The 16,120-nt window shown below is 65.2% G+C and carries 19 protein-coding genes, 1 tRNA gene and 2 pseudogenes; 11 read left to right on the forward strand and 11 right to left on the reverse strand.

From position 1 onward, the window contains the following. Positions 1–24: 24 nt before the first annotated feature. A tRNA-Val gene (locus tag FF100_RS32585) sits at positions 25–99 on the forward strand. An 88-nt stretch (positions 100–187) separates the two neighbouring features. Then, entirely contained in the window at positions 188–394 is a 207-nt protein-coding gene (locus FF100_RS32590; protein ID WP_139040187.1) for a hypothetical protein, read from the forward strand. A gap of 69 nt (positions 395–463) precedes the next feature. Here FF100_RS32590 and FF100_RS32595 read toward each other — a convergent pair whose 3' ends face one another. Then, positions 464–748 (reverse strand): hypothetical protein, encoded by a 285-nt coding sequence (locus tag FF100_RS32595; protein WP_139040188.1) that lies wholly within the window; start codon positions 746–748, stop codon positions 464–466. A gap of 584 nt (positions 749–1,332) precedes the next feature. Here FF100_RS32595 and FF100_RS37645 point away from each other — a divergent pair. The 4 genes from FF100_RS37645 to FF100_RS32615 are packed head-to-tail and all read left to right on the forward strand — an operon-like array spanning position 1,333 to position 2,821. After that, positions 1,333–1,740, forward strand: coding sequence for a hypothetical protein (locus FF100_RS37645; RefSeq protein WP_425463378.1), 408 nt, complete (start codon positions 1,333–1,335; stop codon positions 1,738–1,740). After that, positions 1,737–1,994 carry a hypothetical protein gene (locus tag FF100_RS32605; protein ID WP_139040189.1) on the forward strand — a complete coding sequence of 86 codons (258 nt, stop codon included), beginning with the start codon at positions 1,737–1,739 and terminating at the stop codon, positions 1,992–1,994. Before FF100_RS37645 ends, FF100_RS32605 begins: the two co-directional genes overlap by 4 nt. Before the next feature lie 58 nt (positions 1,995–2,052). Next, positions 2,053–2,322: a hypothetical protein gene (locus FF100_RS32610; RefSeq protein ID WP_139040190.1), complete on the forward strand. Its 270-nt coding sequence runs from the start codon at positions 2,053–2,055 to the stop codon at positions 2,320–2,322. Continuing rightward, positions 2,273–2,821: a hypothetical protein gene (locus FF100_RS32615; RefSeq protein ID WP_139040191.1), complete on the forward strand. Its 549-nt coding sequence runs from the start codon at positions 2,273–2,275 to the stop codon at positions 2,819–2,821. Before FF100_RS32610 ends, FF100_RS32615 begins: the two co-directional genes overlap by 50 nt. Before the next feature lie 68 nt (positions 2,822–2,889). On the opposite strand, the gene FF100_RS32620 is transcribed toward FF100_RS32615, so the two are convergent. The 9 genes from FF100_RS32620 to FF100_RS32655 form a co-directional block, all read right to left on the reverse strand. Then, positions 2,890–3,249 carry a DUF4113 domain-containing protein gene (locus FF100_RS32620; protein ID WP_139040192.1) on the reverse strand — a complete coding sequence of 120 codons (360 nt, stop codon included), beginning with the start codon at positions 3,247–3,249 and terminating at the stop codon, positions 2,890–2,892. Positions 3,250–3,313: 64 nt separating this feature from the next. Further along, positions 3,314–4,621 carry a TadE/TadG family type IV pilus assembly protein gene (locus FF100_RS32625; RefSeq protein WP_139040193.1) on the reverse strand — a complete coding sequence of 436 codons (1,308 nt, stop codon included), beginning with the start codon at positions 4,619–4,621 and terminating at the stop codon, positions 3,314–3,316. A 484-nt stretch (positions 4,622–5,105) separates the two neighbouring features. Continuing rightward, on the reverse strand, positions 5,106–5,339 hold the full coding sequence (locus FF100_RS32630) for a hypothetical protein (RefSeq protein WP_139040194.1): 234 nt from the start codon (positions 5,337–5,339) through the stop codon (positions 5,106–5,108). Beyond that, on the reverse strand, positions 5,340–6,056 hold the full coding sequence (locus tag FF100_RS32635; protein WP_246102643.1) for a terminase large subunit domain-containing protein: 717 nt from the start codon (positions 6,054–6,056) through the stop codon (positions 5,340–5,342). It abuts the gene before it with no gap. A gap of 1,011 nt (positions 6,057–7,067) precedes the next feature. After that, entirely contained in the window at positions 7,068–7,271 is a 204-nt protein-coding gene (locus FF100_RS32640; protein ID WP_139040195.1) for a hypothetical protein, read from the reverse strand. Between the two features lie 445 nt (positions 7,272–7,716). Next, entirely contained in the window at positions 7,717–9,108 is a 1,392-nt protein-coding gene (locus FF100_RS32645; RefSeq protein WP_139040196.1) for an RtcB family protein, read from the reverse strand. A gap of 69 nt (positions 9,109–9,177) precedes the next feature. Next, the gene (locus tag FF100_RS37405; RefSeq protein ID WP_171070423.1) at positions 9,178–9,339 is read right to left on the reverse strand and encodes a hypothetical protein; all 162 of its coding nucleotides are present in this window, start codon (positions 9,337–9,339) and stop codon (positions 9,178–9,180) included. 108 nt (positions 9,340–9,447) lie between these two features. Further along, entirely contained in the window at positions 9,448–9,714 is a 267-nt protein-coding gene (locus tag FF100_RS38165) for a toprim domain-containing protein (RefSeq protein ID WP_246102645.1), read from the reverse strand. 556 nt (positions 9,715–10,270) lie between these two features. Beyond that, positions 10,271–10,486, reverse strand: coding sequence for a hypothetical protein (locus tag FF100_RS32655; protein ID WP_139040197.1), 216 nt, complete (start codon positions 10,484–10,486; stop codon positions 10,271–10,273). Between the two features lie 377 nt (positions 10,487–10,863). On the opposite strand from FF100_RS32655, the gene FF100_RS32660 reads away from it, so the two are divergent. The 5 genes and pseudogenes from FF100_RS32660 to FF100_RS38735 form a co-directional block, all read left to right on the forward strand. Next, positions 10,864–11,145, forward strand: coding sequence for a hypothetical protein (locus tag FF100_RS32660; RefSeq protein ID WP_139040198.1), 282 nt, complete (start codon positions 10,864–10,866; stop codon positions 11,143–11,145). Next, entirely contained in the window at positions 11,100–11,600 is a 501-nt protein-coding gene (locus FF100_RS32665) for a tyrosine-type recombinase/integrase (RefSeq protein WP_139040199.1), read from the forward strand. Before FF100_RS32660 ends, FF100_RS32665 begins: the two co-directional genes overlap by 46 nt. A gap of 400 nt (positions 11,601–12,000) precedes the next feature. Then, complete coding sequence (locus tag FF100_RS32670) at positions 12,001–12,513, forward strand: hypothetical protein (RefSeq protein ID WP_139040200.1); 513 nt, start codon at positions 12,001–12,003, stop codon at positions 12,511–12,513. A gap of 53 nt (positions 12,514–12,566) precedes the next feature. Beyond that, complete coding sequence (locus FF100_RS32675) at positions 12,567–13,502, forward strand: hypothetical protein (RefSeq protein WP_139040201.1); 936 nt, start codon at positions 12,567–12,569, stop codon at positions 13,500–13,502. Positions 13,503–14,744: 1,242 nt separating this feature from the next. After that, positions 14,745–15,038: pseudogene (locus FF100_RS38735) on the forward strand (peptidoglycan-binding domain-containing protein); the annotation flags it as partial. A 966-nt stretch (positions 15,039–16,004) separates the two neighbouring features. On the opposite strand, the pseudogene FF100_RS32680 reads toward FF100_RS38735, so the two are convergent. Next, positions 16,005–16,120: pseudogene (locus FF100_RS32680) on the reverse strand (IS5/IS1182 family transposase); the annotation flags it as partial.

A 16,120-nucleotide genomic window follows, 5' to 3' on the forward strand; every position in this document is an offset into this window, starting at 1 on the left:
GCAGGCCTTCGCCGACGGATCGAGGGGCGCGTAGCTCAGCGGGAGAGCACTACGTTGACATCGTAGGGGTCACAGGTTCGATCCCTGTCGCGCCCACCATCACCGCTCCGGATGTCAGATTGACCGGGCGGCGCCGACCGGCTCCGGGTGACCCGTCGAGCGGCCCTCGACGACGAGGATCTCTCTCATGACCGACCAGGATGTGGGTGTCGCCTTCGCCACCCTGGCGACCGCGCTCGCCGTCGCCTTGCACAAGCAGGGCGTCGCCGACGGCGAGGCGCTGCTGTCCGAGACCGTCGGCACCCTCGAGGCCGTGCTGCAGGACGATTATCCGGCGGAAGCCCGGGCGATCCTCTCCGCCTGTGCCCGCTCGCTGCGGGCGGCGGAGGGCTGACCGGACGCCCGTTCCGCCACCTCGCCGGGCCTTTCTTGCCGGGCCTGTCTTGCCGATCCATCTTGCCGGTCAGCGCGCGGCCTGCGCCCCGTCCGGGGCGGCGACGAAGCCGACGCTGTCTTTCTCGGCCTCGCCCGTCATCGCCCCCACCCGCGCCGCGGGGCGGCTGCCACCGATGGACGCGGCTGGCCGATCCGGCTCAGGCTGGGCGCAGAACAGGCCGACCGTGTCCTTCTCGGGATTTCCGGTGACTGGACCGACTCTCATCGGCAAGTAGAGCGGGCAGCGCGCGAAAGCCTGTCCTGTCCAGGCAAGCATCGCCAGTGCCGTCAGCGGCACGAGAAGCGAGCGCATCTTTTTCCTCCGCGGGATTTTTAGCGGTCAGGCCGATCGAAGACGATCCATCGTCGCTTCGATCCCCTGCTTCAGGCCTTGTATCGGCTCGTACGGCCCAAAAGGCATCGTCAGATTGAAGGACGGCCTCGACCGGCGATGCGGAGTCCGGACACCGCGCGATCACGCCGTCCGCACGGAGCGGCGAGAAGCCCTGACGGTCGATGAAATTGAGACGGCGCCCGGCGCAGGTCTCCGACGCGATGTTCGGCATCGGCGCGCTATGCGCACCGTCCGTCCTGCCGAGGGGGAAACCGGCGCCCGGCGATGCCCCGTCCGCGACGGGCGCATCGCGGGCAAGCGCTGCTGCTTTACCGGCAACCAGCACACAAATCGATGTCGATCGGGCGCAGACCACCTGTCCGACGCAGCCGCGCCCAAACCGATGCCCTTGCGGCAGTCTGCGGTGATGCGCATGACGCCGGAGGCGTAAGGGTGGCTCGGGGGCCCAGAGTTCGAGCCACGACCAACGGAGTCAGAGTCCGCCGATATTGTTATATAAATCAGTCTCTTCGGTGTCCGCACGCGCATCTAGACGGGTGTTGATGCTGCTCACTTTTTTCGCCACCCCGTCTAGACGGGGAGGGGCGAGAAGTCGCATTCTCCTCACCGTCCTCTCCTGGTCCCGCGGCCTCGCCAGCCTGTCGCCGGGCGTCGTCCCGTGGCGCGGGCTGCGTCCTGACGAATGGCGCGAGACGCACGGGCGGCTCTGCGCCTTCATCGACCAGTGCCGCGTGCAGGCGCATGAGGCCAGTTGGGGAACGACACATCTGTTCGGGGTGTCGCCCACGCTCGGGACGATCCGCGGCGACTGGACCGGGCATCTGCTGCCGCTCACCCGCGACGTGACCGAGGTCACCGACGAGTGGATCCGGATCGGGAACGGCCGGGCCTACAAGGCACACCCGATCACGCAGCGGGGCATGATCCCGATCTGGGAGGCGAAGCAGTGACCGGCGGCGAGGCCTACAAGCAGAAGCTGATCACCGATGACGCGCTCGACGCGGCGATCGCGGCCTACCTCGCCGACCCATCGAAGCCGGTGGTGCTGGTGATCGGCGACAAGCGCCTCGACGTCGCCGCGGCCGTCCTGGCGCACCAGTGGTCGGCGGATGAGCTTGCCGTCGGGGATGCGACCCCGGCCCGGCGGCGGAATGCGGGGAAGACGGCGGTGCTGGTGGCGCCGGTGTGGTTTGGTTGCCTGTAATCTCGCCGGTAGTGTAGCGTCAAACTCAGTTGGCTCTCATTATCACGAGAAATCGGCCATGCCAGTCCATACGGATGATGCTGCCAGTGGGAAGGCGAAAGCTATCACGCTGCATGGCGTCCGTGGTGGCGAAGACGGCTACCCTGTGCAATTGTGTCGAGACGAAGATACCGGACGCTTCGTCGTGCGTGCAATCAATGAGGGTGGCTTCTCATGTGTAGACGTAGATTTCTTCGACTTGCTCGAACGGGTGGGAAAGCTCACGCTGGGAGCAATCGATGCACGAGCAATTAATCGTACCTTGGGCTCTTCACCGGATTTTGCATGATGTGCAAAGGTGCATAGATGCAAAATTATACTATCCTGCTCTAATTATTTGCTTGACCATCCCCGAAATATGCGCGGCATTGACCCTGACGAAGGAAAAATTTGTAAAACAAAAACATTATGTAGAGTTTGTTGATAAATACACAATACCATCTCAGTTGGGTTGCGACGGTCTTGACTGTTATAGACTTCGCGGAGGCGTAGTGCATCGCGCAAGTTTTTCTGGACACCCGCATTTTGATGCGTCTCATATAATATTCACAACTCCTGAAACTCGCGCATCTATACACGCCCTGTCAATAGTTGTTGGAGAAAAGAAAGCCGCGATATTCGATATATTGATGTTTTGCAGTGCAATGAACCAAGCTGCGCGCAGATGGTTTCAGGACAATAAAGATAATAAATTGGTAGAAGAAAATTTACAGAACCTTATTCGCGACTGCCCCGGTGGCTTGCCTCCGTTCATTGGAGGCGCACCAGTAGTGGCTAGCGGTCTCTAGGACTAAAAATCGACGAAGCAGATGCAATCAGAAATGTCCAGCACTCTGCACGCGCTTCGTGGGGCCTCCTATGCCTGGGGAGCGGTGCCACAGTCCACGCACGCGGCGCGCCGGCTGGATGAGAGGGTGGGCAGCGGGCGCCTACAACACCGCCGACACGCTCGGCACCTCACTAATCGCGGCGAGCGCATCTCGAACTTCGTCGACCAGAGGCGTTTCTCGACCAGCCCCGCCCGCGCCGGCACGACGGCGCCGCGACCGAACCGGCTGTTGCAGGTATCCATCGCGGCCATCAGCTTCACTGACTTCTCCCGGTCCAGCGCGTCGAAGAGCGGGCGCGGCGCCTCATCGAGCGGCACGAGATCGGTGGTGACGAGCCCCGCCTCGTTGTAGCGCCACGACGTCGGCCCCTGCTCCTTCCAGGTCATCGCCACGTCGGCTCGAAGCCATACTTCAGGGCGGACCACTCCGATGGGGCGGACCGGTGCATTGCTACTGAGACAGGCGCACGGGCTGGTCCCGAGGCGGACCGACACCCGAGGGCACGGGAACAGTTGACGAGCTGTAGTTCGAGTTGACCGTCAGGCGCGCATTCCCCTCCGTTCGAATGTTACGCGCGACAATAACCGTCCAGGCCGACTGATCGGCGACCCTGTTATTGCCTTTTACCTTGAGATCGGCATTAGGAAGGTAGATCGTACCAAGGAGCTTACGGGCATTGTTGGTCGAGATCTCGACCGTGCCGGTGTAGCTACGATCCGCGATGAGGACGAAGCCAGCATAGGGCCCACTTTTGCGGCCCTCCAACTGCAGCAGGGAGTTCGCCGTAAACTGTGCTGTCTCCAGCCCCTTGAGAATGACGACGACGTCGCTGCCGGTAATCGAGGTCTGCCCGCCGATGCTGAGGCTCGGCCCGACAAAGTAATGCTCGCCAGGCTCCAGCACGATATTGGCGTTGCCGAGCAGCGAGATGCCGCCGCAATGCACCCCCGGCTTGAGATAGGTCGTGCCGCCCCCGATGCTAACGAACGTCGAGCCGCACAGCAGCGGCACGTTGATCGCGAGACTCGCGAAGGGGTCTGCGATAGGGGGCGCGTCTGTGATTGGAGCGGGCTGGATCGCCCCCGAGGCACTTCCGGAGGCTCGCGCCTCCCCGGCCGAGAGGGTGGCTGCGCCCGTCACCGTCATGTTGGCGTTGCTCTGGACCACGCACTCCCTGGCCGTGATCTCGGAACTTGCGGTCACGGTCACACTGTCCTCGCTGCCCGCTCGCGAGCCCACAACACATAAAGGCTTGCGAGCCGTGCGGATGGCGGTGGCAGTCGCGGCCAGGGTCCAGCCACCGGGCGGCAGGAGGCTGCCGAAGAACGACGCACGGTGCGCCGCCAGGCTGACCGTGACCGTACGCGCAGCAGCATTGACCGCGGCAGTCGAAGCAATGCTCCAGCGCAGGCGCAAGGGCGCTGCCATCGTATCGGCGTAGAGACGCGCCCGCTCCACCGTGGCCGTCGACTGGTCGACGCCGAATTCGCCGGCACCCTGGATTGCCGCGGCATCGACGTAGCTTTGAATTTTCGATTTTGCGAGCATCACTTCAGCGAGCTCGGCTACGCCCACCGCCCCCATCGCCAGGATCGGCAGGAGCAGACTGAACAGCACGGCGATCGTGCCGCTCTCGCATTGTAACATCTGCAGGAACGACGGGCGGGTGATGGGCATGAAGCTGCTAGCGTCGGACATCTTCAGTGACAACAATGAACACAGCCGCATACATGCAAGAGTTGTGTTCGCTTGCAGCATACATATTCATCATTTTTCTGGGTCATAAGAATATATGCTTGGAGCGAAACGTCCATAGGGTCTGACAGGCAACTTCCTGCAGGCAGTTAATGGTTTGCACGCCCGTCTGCTGGAGTCGCCTGCGGAGCCGAGAGCGTGACGATCCTCGGCTCGTTCGGCGAGGTGCCGGAGGACTTCGCCGAGCAAGTGAGCGGGGGATGAGCCTCGTCATCGGCCAGGGCGTGCTCGCCGCCGGAGGGGCGGGGCCAGACCGAAAAAACCCCGTGCGGCGGCTGCCGGCGGGGCTGAAGGCAGGGCTCGGGTCCAGTGAAGATCCGACAGGCAACGAGGCGGCATCGGGGCGGGCTCCGCAGCGCTACTCGCGCCGGTCGTGCCCATCATTGCGCACCTGCTCCCGGTCGATGCTCCGCAGGATCTGGGTCTGGTTGTGCGTCTCGCCCCGGATGACCCGCATGCATTCGGCGATGCGGCCGAGATAGTCGGTCTACTGCCGGCCCTGCTCTCGCATCTCGCGCAGGAGGCTCAGCACCTTGGCCGGGCCCTGCAGATGCACCATCGCGTCGCCCACCGAACCCGGCGCCGGGGGCGGCACCTCGTGCCTGTCCCTGTTCGCCCTCAGCACCATGGCGACGCACGTGACGGCCACGGCGGCGCCGACGAAGACCTGCAGCGCCGGCATCGACGACAGCAGCGGCAGCAATGCGATCAGGCGCTCCATCTACGTCGCACGCTCCAGCGCAGCCAGGGACGGCGTGTTGGTGCCGAGCAGCATGAGCGCGTTGCCCGGCATCTTGGCGATGACGCGCCGCCAGGTCTCGATCGCGCCGTTGGCCTTGAACTCGTGGATCTCGTCGGCCAGCACCGCCGTCGGCCGCGGGCCCGATACCGCCTCGCCGTTGGCGAGCGCCCGGAACTTCGATCCGGTCTCGACGTGCTCCACCTTCCAGGCGTTGTCGCCCTCGCCGCGGATCACGACCTCGCCGCGCGGCTCGAGCGTGTCGCTGTCGTCCTCGGCGCCCGGGATCGGCGCCCGGCACACCGCCACCGCGTCGCCGAACAGGACGTTGGCCGTCGCCCGGTCCTGGCCGATCGCGTAGACCTCGGACCGCGGGATGCCGGCCCACCCCATCAGGTAGAGGCCCACCGCCGCCATCAGCGGGCTTTTCGCCTGGCCCTTGCCGGTCTCCAGCCAGCCGGCCCGGAACCGCATCCGGCCGCTCGCCTTGCGCCAGCCGAACAGCGAGCCGATCACGAACCCATGCCAGGCCAGCGGCACGAACGGCTCGCCGGCCTTGGCGCCGGCCGTGATGGTCAGCAGCGCCGGCAGGAAGCCGAGCGCCCGGGCCGAGATCTCCGGCCGCCAATGCAGCCCGCGCGCCGGACCGTCGCGCAGGTGGCGCAGGTGGCGCAGGTGGCGCTCGGCCGCGTGCTTCACCAATTCGCCCGATACGATCCGGCCCGCCGCGACATCCTGCGCCCAGGCGGTGGTCGGGTCAGGCGCCGACGGGCTTGAGGTAGGCGTCCGCCGCACGTGCTGCCTTTGCCTTCCGCTCGACCTTCGTCACGGCGCCGCGGCGAGAGACCTAGTTCGGCTTCGAGGGCCGCCGCATCCGATCCGAGTTCCCGCATCGCCGTATGGTGTGGGCTCACCCTCGCGATGGCCTTCGTGTTGCCGCGACGGGGGCGGGTCACCCCGGTGCGGCACGACGTGATCGCAGACCGTCGCCGGCTCTGGCCTCCCGCCCTCCATGCACATCACGCACAGGGGGGAGGCGGCCAGCTGCGCCTTGGCGATGCGGACCCAACGCTGGCTCTTGTACCAGCCCTGCCACGCCTCGCTCTTGGGGTAGAGACTGGGACGTCTTCTCGATTGCTCTGGTGCTCTGGCCTGACCTTCGCCGCACTGCGCGCTGGCACCACTCCGGCGCTTGCTCCGCGGCATCCGGTCCGCTGCCGCCGCACCGGCGGCGTTTTCATGTTCGTTCAGGCTGCGGCGGAAGCGGGCGCGACCTCTTCATCTCATCGACCGCCTTTAGCAGGTCCCGCTCGAACTGCTGCTACTGCTGTCGGTCGAGCAGCTGGACGACGAGCCGCTATCCGAGCCTCCCGACGAGAACCAGCCGAAGCTGCCGGAGCTCGCGATCGTGGCAGCGGCGGTGCTTGAGGCGATGGCGGCAGACTGGTCGGCGACGTATGGCGGAGTGTGTTGCACGGTGCCGGATTCTTCCCTGCGCCGAAGTGCGTCTCGAGAAGACGTGTCCTGCGACAGGATGCGGCGAAGCCACTCGAACATGCGGAGCCTCCGGTCTAGGCCGACGGTCCACTGAGTATAGCAGGTACAGGACGGCACCGACAGCACCTCGGCGGAAGGGACACCGGATACCCATCCACCAAAGCTAACGCATGGCAGGTGCAGAGCAGCCTTCCGTGCGGACGCCATCAAATGTCACGCTACCTCCTTGAATTTCAAGCCTAAGTTCCTCGCGGCCTTGTGGGTGCAGGTGGCAGAGTAGGGCAGGGCGCCGATCGCGACCAAGTGCCGGATCAGCGGCGGCACCTCCATCTGCGGATCCGTCTGCCTCAGGGTGGCGTCGAACTCGCCCCGCAGGATGCGCAGGCGCAGATCCTCCACCTCGCCCTGGTCCAGCACCGTCCAGCGGTCCGACGCCCCCCCTGACGATGCGCTCCAGGCCGTAGATGCCGGCGCTGTGCTGCGTCGAGCGGTCGAGCCCGAACTCCACGATGCGGGCCATCAGGGGGCGCTCGGCGACGATCCGCTTCCGGTGACGGACCCGCGAACCGGAGCATCGGCAGCACCGTGTCGACGCCCCTGCGGGCCATGGCGTCGCGCACCATGACCTTGCAGCCCGGGTTGGTCACGGCGGCATGCCAGCGGACCGGATTGGGCTCGCCGGCGGCCTGGGCCAGGGCGGTCTCGCGGCGGCTGTCCCGCGGCCAGCGGCAGCGGTCACCCAGGCGCAGGGCCGGCGCGTCCGCTGCCTCCCCGGCGGCTTGGGCGAGAGCGGTCGATCGACGGGACATCGGCGGCTCCACGCGACGGACGAGACCGGCGCCGGAGCGCCGGGCCAGGTCGTTCAGTCCTTGTAGGGGTCGAACTCGCCTTTACCGGCCATGGCGACCGCGAATGGGCGCAGGGTGTGCAGGACACGGATCGTGCCCTCGTGCTCGGCCAGCACGTCGGGGAGACGACGGTAAGCCTGAGGCGCCTCGTCGATCTCGCCGCCGCGCAGGATCACGCCGCGCTCGCGGATCCAGTTCTGCCACTCGTCGTGCCGGATGCGGCCCGGCTGCCGGATCTTCTTGCCGCGCTCGTCCTTCACGAAGCTGCCGCGCGCCTCGGTGCGGGACATGACCCGGCCGGCACCGTGGACGGTGGAATAGAGGCTGTCGCGAGAACGCTCGCTCTCGACGCCCTCCAGGATCACGGCATCGTCGCCCATCGACCCGCCGACGAAACCGCGCTGGCCCGGGAAGGCAGGCGTCGCGCCCTTGCGCACCACCCAGAGATCCCGGTCGCCATGACGCTCGCGCCAAGCCCAGTTGTGGTGGTTGTGGACGGTGTCGGTGACCGCGCCGCCGATGATCCGACGCACCTGCTCGACGACCCACTCGCGCCCCGCGTAGGCATACTGCCCGGCGAGATCGAGGCCGGAAATGTAGCTGCGGCCGATGTCGTGGTCGATCGGCACAAGGGCTGGATCGACGTCCATGCCGTCCTTCGCGCCGACCAGCGTCAGGTGCTCGGTCGTGATCGCGTGCCCGAGACCGCGCGAGCCGAAATGGACCCCGATCCAGACGAAGCCCGCCTCGTCCTCGAACAGGTCGACGTAGTGGTTGCCCGAGCCGACGGTGCCGAGCTGATCACGCGACTTGCCCTTCAAGGGGGCCGCGCCGATCACCTCGCCCCAGAGCGGTGAATCGAACAGCTCATGGTCGACCTTCACGCCGTTCTTCTGCCCGATGCCGAAGCTGACGACCTGGCCGATGTCGGCGAGGATCGTCGCGGCCCGGTCCTTCACGTCGGCGTAGGTCACGTCGAGCCGCACCGCCATGTTCCCGCAGGCGATGTCGAACCCGACGCCAGAGATCGAGATGTGGTCCTCGTAGGCGATTACGCCGCCGATGGGGTGGCCGTAGCCGAGGTGCCCGTCGGCGCAGAGGACGCCCTTCACGGCGCTGCCGAGCGACATGCAACGCCCGATCTGCGCGAGCGTCCTGGCGTCGTGCTCGCCGAAGATCGTAACGGGCGGATCGAAGACGGCGAGGTCGTCTCGGCGCTCGACGAAGGCCACGGCCGGACGCGTCTCCGGCTCGGCCGGCCGCTCGTCGCTCATCGCTCGAAGCGCTGCCATGATCTCGTCCTCGCGCGCGCCGGCAGCCTGCATCTCGACCGCCTTGGCGAGACCAGCCTTGAACCAAGAGCCAGGTGTGAAGCCCCAAGCCTTGAGGGTGCTCTCGTCGATCATCTGCTGTCCCCGCTCGTGAGAGGTCCTGCCGTCCGGAGACGGCGAGGCCGGGTACCGTTGCGCCACCCGTCACTTGCGCCAATGAGAGCCGAGCCCGTTGCGTCTCGTGAAATCGCTCCGCCGCGCCGCACAGTTCTCCACGAAGATCAGACTGTTCGCAAACTCGCCGGAGACGACGTCAGCGGCGGGGGCGGCGAAGTCGTGAGTGGCGGCGGTAGCGAGATCGTCCATTCTGGCCTCCCGTTCTTGGTCACCGGCTCAAGCTGCCAACCGCTGATCCGCGAGGATATCACACCAGTCAGCACCAATCCCAGCATGAATTTCGATTTTTACTGTCGATTAATTTTGAGAAAGTCGATGCGCAAGAGCATACGCAGCTGCTTGTCCTGCGAATGACGCGTCAGAATCGCCGAATACGATCACTGTCTCCACGTTGGGCGGCGGCTCCCACTTCGCGAGCAGGGTGGAGTTGATCGCCGCCCAGCACAGGATGCCGAAGAGAGAGGCCGCGGCCAGGGCCGTCTCGACCCCTTCGGCGATCCCGAGAACCGGGCCATGGTCGAAGAGACGGATCGCCGCGCCGGCCGGGATGGTGCCGGGTATCATCCGGCGCGGATCCTCGACCGAAGCCTTTCTGCCGTCCTCGGTCAGTTAGGTCCGGTGGATCGTCGCGGGCACGCCATCGGGGCCGGTGACCATGGCGAGCATGGCCGGGTGCCAGGAGGGGGTCTCGGCCTGGTAGCGGAGGCGGCTGACAAGACATCCCGGGAGTGGTTCGGCCAGACGCCGGTAAGTTCGCGGAACTGGTTCGATGCCCAACCGGCCGAGTAGCCCCGGCGACGCCCCACGAGCTTCAGCCGCCCGACCAGGCTCGCCTTCTCGAGCGTCCTGGCCGTCGCCTTGAGAGGTTTCACCTCGACGAGTTCGCCGTCCTCGCACCGGATCTCGCTCTGCTTCTCCGGCTTGAAGCCGCAGGCCGGGCAGGCGTGGACCTTCGGCGGCTGCACCACCTCGCGGCCGCCCCGAAGGGGAGTGATTCCACGGCCCTGACGTCGGGCCTCTCGCCGGGAAAAGCCGCATCGAATCAGCGGCTTATCTACCCGATTCGACGAGCGGCCGTGCTGGCCGCCTCATCGGAGAGGGCACAGTGAGGCCGCCGCGCTCAGACGTTCGCCGAGACGGTCTCCGGCGCGCGCCGAATGGCGTTGCGCCGGATGGTCCCGTCACGCAGCGCGGTCGCCGACCAATCGGCCTCGCTGCGCCCGATCGGCTGACCTGCCTCGACTTCGCCGCTGGAGAGATAGGTGTCGAGCGGCTTCATGACATCGCGAAAGAGGCCGCCCACGCCAAGGGCGTCCGTCACTTCATAGAGCAACATGATTGTACAGCTTTCGAGAGTGAGGTGTCGGGCGCTGCTCACGCGCGCCTCGTCTGCCCGAACTACGATTTGGCGCTCGATCCGTTCCAGCTGACCCCAGAACTTTGCGCACTACCAAAGCGTGGGCGCTGACGGCTGCCCGGATCGCGAGCGGCTCGGCGACCTCTACGGCCAACCCCGAACCTGAAGAGCACGACATCCGATGAAGACGCAGTCCGCGATTCCGGGCATGAGCCGGCGCCTCCTGACGCTGGCAGCGGATTACTGCCGCTGCACGGCCCCGGTGTTCGAGCGGGCCTGCCCCGTCACGCCGATCGCGTCGGGGACCCGGGCCGACTACCACAAGGTGTTCGATTTCCCTGGAGCCGCTGCCGGCGATGCCGCTCGACCGGCTCGACCGCCCGTTCATGGTCGGCCTGCGCAACAAGGCCTATGCGACGTATAAGCGCCGGTTCGCGAACTACGTCGTGCAGGTGCTCTCGCGGGCCTGCGGCATCGGGATCGGGCTGGGCTTGCTGACGGAAAACCCGGTCGACCACGTCGAGAAGGTGCGCAAGGCGACGGGGGAGACAAGCCTGAACCGGCCGTGTGGACCTCGGCGGAGCGCGACGCGGTGCTTGCCGAGCTACCGGTGCCGCTGCGGGGCCCGTTCGCGATGATGCGCTATCTCGGCGTGCGGCTCGGCGACGTGCGGGGGATGCGGCGCGATGCCTACCAGGCCGGGATGATCTCGTTCGTCACCGGCAAGGGAGCGGTCGAGGTCACGGCACCCTGCCCGGAACCGCTGGCCCGGATCCTCGACGCGCAGCCGGACCACGCCACGCACCTGTTCTCCAGCTCGGACGGCTCGCCGTGGTCCGAGGGTGGATTTCACGCGAGCTGGCTCCGGGTGCGGCTGCGGCTCGAGACGGAGGGGAAGGTCAAGCCCGGGCTGACGCCGCACGGGGTCCGGCACTCGATGGCAACGGACCTCAGAGAACTCGGCAAGACCGAGCGCGAGATCGCCGACATCTTCGGCCAGTGGACGACCTACGCGGTGACTGGCGCCACCTCGGCCGCGACCGGCGCCCCGATGACGCCGATGTGCAGGTCGCGCACGGGGCGCGGTCCCTAATAAACAGAGATCCTTCCCTCCAACGGCAGAGCTTCAATCACGGACAAGAGCTGAAAATTTTTTGGTTCGGCGATCACATTTTCGTGATCACAGAGCCAAATCGGCGCCGATTTGCGCGCTCCGAGACTGTGTCGCCATGGTGCCATGAACACCAAGCCACTGATGCGCATGGATTATTATCAACGACATGGCTTGGAAGCGAACTCTGCTCCCCCCAGTGTTTGGTGCGACATAATTCGATCCTAAGGGCCTAAAGTATTCACGCTGGTTCTCGGCAATATTTTCGACGAATTTTTCGAATCTTGCTTGCGTTCGGGATGGGTGACATGCATTCCTGGCCTGACAGCGGCGATCTCCAACGTCGTCGTTGGCCCTTCCCCCGTAAACCGACAGAGAATCCATGTACAAGCATGATGATGGCGTGCCCGCTGGCGCGCTCGCGGACGCACGCCTTGCCGCTGACGAAGCCGCTGCTCCCGTATTCATCGTGGAGGCAACTGCCTCCGAGTCCACGATCGTGGAGCCTAGCGCCGCGCCACAGCTGGACGCGAAGTCGCCAGGCGAAGCATCAGCGACCTCGTCGATGTCTCTCGTCCAGCAGGTGATAGAACAAAGTGCTAAAGCAGCTTACTTCGATCGCCTCGAACGCCAAAAGGACTTGTCGGAGCGCACGTCCATGCTGCGCATCTCGCCCTATCGGCCCTACGACGAACGCACACGTAACTTGGTCAAGTCAGTGGCCGCTCATTGTCATTTCGGCGCTTTCGTCCAGCACTTGCTGGATACACCGCCGCCAGAGCCCAAGATTACTGTAAAGCAAAAAATATCTCGGCGAACCAAGAAAAATAAGACGTCAATTTTCCAGATTAGCCGGATGATTCTCATGCAAAGCGAGGACGACAAGGTCGCCTGACGCTGTCATCTCTGAACTCCCATTCGATCGTTGGGCTGCATTAACAATACAAGATGTGGCTCAACGATCTCTATCGCTCTGGAAAGAGAGAGCGCGTTCGCGCCCTGATCAAACGATCAAATGAAGGCTCAGCGATGTTAGGATTCGACAGTACGGTACCATTCAATAAGAGATCCGATGAAGATCTTTGGAGGCCGTTCTCCGATCCTTGCCAGCAAGCTCTTCGGGGCGCCGTGGTTGGCCGCTGTCCAGCGGCCTACGACGAGCAGTTCCAACCACAGCCGCACTTTATCACGCGGCCGCAGTTCTGGATTGCGCATCAGGCCGTGGCGTTCGCCAATCACCAGGGGGCCATCCTCAACGTACAGATGACCATCGCCTGGGACAAAATAGGTTACCGCTACAGCCAGGAGGTCGATGTGGCGCACCGCGTGCTGATGCAGGCCCAACGCAAATTCATGCGGCGTCACGGGGTGCCGAACTACAACTACGCGGTTTTCGAGCGCTCCCAGACGTTTGGCCTCCACTCGCACAGCGGGGTACACGTCCCCGTGCACGTGTACCCCCAGTACCGGCGGTGGCTGGAACGGTACGTTAAGCGCATCGATCGCGTAGGCTTCAAACAACGCCTCCACGTTCGGCGCCGCCGGGAGACGGCCGTCGCGCGTGCGATCGAGGAGCAGTGGCGCTGGTTTCGCTACTGCATGAAGGGGGTCGACCCGGCGCTCAACGCGCGCGAGCGCGATGTCAACGGCTTGGCGCCCGACGACACGTTTACCGGCTTCTATGGTTTGAAACACCGGTACTCGGGCATCGTGACCCTTCAGCGCGTGCGGGTGTCGCAAGACATGCTCAGGAAAGCTAGGCAGGAGGCAGGGTACCCCGAGTGCTACTACCTGATCGATGGTGAGCATCGGTACGACGACGCGGAGTACCGACGCGGGGAGGGCGACCGTCTGACGGAGATGCTTCGACGCGATCTGATCTAGCAAACAGGCCTTTGGGGCATCGAGGAGACTGCGCCGCCTATAAATAGGTCGGCCTTCATTCCGCGTCCTCATGAACTCGTATTTAGAGAAGCCCGCCGGGGATCCCCGGCGGGCTTCTCTGCGTGTGCGCCCCTTCGCGACGTAAGCTCTCTCGGTGATCGGGATGCTGTTCCGCCAGACAACATCCGAGGCAGGGCGGTCCGTCAACCGATCGTCCGTGGGCTTCCGCGTACCGTCCGAGACGGTCTCGGTGATAGTCGTTGAGGGCGCCTCCGTTCGGCCGCCGAGAAAACTGCCAGTTTCACCACTGCGGCAGGAATGGACATTTGTCGGGCCGAAATGGCAGACCGCCTCGAAAAGATATTTTATTTCAATAGCTTGCGCGTTTAGCCGGGGCTAGCCGGGGCAGGCGGGCCAAGACGGTCCATTGAGGGCCTTGCTGTGTGGCAGCCAGGGTAGTGACCGGCCCCGGGGCGCCGGGCGTAATGGATCGTAGTGGGGCGCCGGATCCAGAGAGCAGAGCCTTTGAGGGTTCCCAGTAGGCGATGCCGAGGGCACCCAGTCGCTACCTGCCGCTGTCGCAGGGGGCTTCCATCGGAGCGGCGCCGGTATGCTGGTAGCCTCTCAGGTGACAATCAGCGAAAGTCTCGCGTGTGTACCCGGATCGCGGGGGTGGCCTCGTTCACATTGGGTGCCCCGATCCCGTCGGTGTGCCGGTCGGGGATGAAGATGTCCCGGGGCTTCGGCCCGAGTGGACCCGCTGCCTCGGCTCCTCCGGCGCGGTCGGACGGACGCCCGCGTAGGGGACCGTACGCGGTCAGGGTGAGCCGTGCGCGGGCGCGACGAAGGTCCGTCGACCCGGCGGGGGCGAGCTGCAGTTCGTGAGCTGCGTCGGAGACCGTCTGTCGGCAGAATGCCTCTGATCAGATGTGACAAGTTTCAGACACTTGGCGTGGCCGCAATCGGTGCGAGAACGGCGATGGGTCTGTTTGGGTTGTCCTGTCTCGTCCGGTAGGTTCGGCGGTTGCGGGCCGTCGCATATGCCTGCTCCTCTTGGATACCGCGTCTCATGATCGACTGCCATAGTTGCACCCTATCATTGAGGTTGGCCAGAGACATTGCAAATTTTTGCCCCGGATCACCCGAGCGGGCTCGATGGGTCTCCCTGGTTGTGGACAGGGTCTTGGTTTGGTCCAACAACTTAGCGTAGGGTGGGAAGAGGGGATGCAGGACCAGGGACGGATGGCTGCGAGCGGGAGTGTGACCTACGTGGCCAAGGATATACTCCCGGCGACAGGGTGGTTGGTCTCATGCGGGTTGGCAGCCGTTTTGATTGGCGGGTCGGTCCCTTTCCCCGCCTCGGCGCAGCAGAGTGAACAGGGCACTCAGGCGCGCGCGGTACAGGCCGACCTTCAGGCTCTAGGCCACAATCCCGGCGGCGTCGATGGTCGATGGGGACGCCAATCGGTGCAAGCCCTGCTCCGCTTCCAGCAAGCGGAAGGCCTCCCCCCAACTGGCCGTGCCGATCTGCCGACCCTGACTCGACTGCGGGAGCGGAGGCAGGCTGCCGCAGGGATTGCTTCCTCTGCGCGCCAAAAGTCGACCGTCAATGTGCCCTCAACGGGGTCGCCACTTACCTTACTCCCGACACCGGCTCTTCCCGCTGTCGAGGTGGAAACGAAGTCCGTCCCGACAGTCGGCAACGGACCAAGGGAAACTGTGTCATCCACCCGACCGGAAGGCGGCAGGGTGGCATCATCGGGCCAACCACTGCCTTCGCCGCCCGCCGTCATCCCGCCCGGGATCCCGGCCACGGGCGAGGTGCCAGTACTTGACCGACCCCATCACGCGCCTTCGGCCGTCGCGGCCGACACGGGGAAGCCTACACTCTGGGACCCGGGCCGCCTGCATGTGGCTCCAATGGTTGTTGCTGCGGTGCTAGCAATCGCTGCCGTCCTGGCGTTATGGGCCTTGCGGCGGCGAAGCAGGCCGGACACGCATCTGCCGGCGACTTCCGCGGGCATCTCCGACGACGCACCCCCGCGCCTCCCCGACGTCGAGGAGCCTCCCGTCGTGATCTGCGAAGCCGCGGCCTTGCCGCCTCAGCCCGACAGGCAAGCCGGCCCGCCGCAGGACATGGCAGCCACCCCGGCTGTTCAGAACGTTGAGGGTGCTCCCCCGGCATCGCCGGTCACTTCTTCGGCGCCGCGGGCGACGTTCGAGGTGGTGACTGCCCCTGTCCAGGCTTACGTCTTCGTTGCTACACCACCGCTGGCGGCCAAGCCTCTCCCGGAGGTCACCCTCCCGGACATCGCGCCCGCGCCTCAGCTTCTCCAGGCCAAAGCGCCAACGCCGCCGTACAAGGCATCTGGCGACCGGACCTGGGTGCCTGCCGGCGGGCGGGTGACAGTCGCTGGCTTCACTCTTCCCGGGCTCGTCTATGTCGGGCACATCCTGCCGCCCATGGAGGGCTTCGGCCGCACCGACAACTGCTTAGAGCGCCTAACAGAACCGCCTGATCTGGCGGAGGGTGATGAGGCTTGCCTGCAGGAACGTGAAGGCCTCGTAGATGTCGGCGCGGCGTTCGTAGCGGACGGGCAAGCGGCGGGCGCGGTTGA

This window comes from Methylobacterium terricola (assembly GCF_006151805.1).
GTDB lineage: Bacteria > Pseudomonadota > Alphaproteobacteria > Rhizobiales > Beijerinckiaceae > Methylobacterium > Methylobacterium terricola.